At 64.9% G+C, this 413-nt stretch carries 1 protein-coding gene; it reads left to right on the forward strand.

What is annotated here, in order from left to right; genetic code table 11:
• The coding region (locus ACFWJO_RS39855) for a PLP-dependent transferase (protein ID WP_386873207.1) at positions 1-413 on the forward strand (413 nt) is incomplete at both ends.

A 413-nucleotide genomic window follows, 5' to 3' on the forward strand; every position in this document is an offset into this window, starting at 1 on the left:
CTGCCGATCTACCAGACCACCTCGTACACGTTCGACAGCACCGATCACGCTGCCGCGCTGTTCGGTCTGGCCGAGCCGGGCAACATCTACACCCGCATCATGAACCCCACACAGGACGCGGTCGAGCAGCGCATCGCCGCCCTCGAAGGCGGCGTCGCCGCGCTGCTGCTGTCCTCCGGACAGGCAGCGGAAACCTTTGCGGTGCTGAACCTCGCGGAGGCAGGCGACCACATCGTCTCCAGCCCGTACCTGTACGGCGGCACCTACAACCTCTTCCACTACACGCTGCCCAAGCTCGGCATCGAGGTCTCGTTCGTCGAAGACCCCGACGACCTCGAGCAGTGGCGCAGCGCCGTCCGCCCGAACACGAAGGCGTTCTACGGTGAGACGATCGCCAACCCGAAGAATCACAT

This window comes from Streptomyces sp. NPDC127092 (assembly GCF_042722475.1).
In the GTDB taxonomy this organism is placed as follows: domain Bacteria; phylum Actinomycetota; class Actinomycetes; order Streptomycetales; family Streptomycetaceae; genus Streptomyces.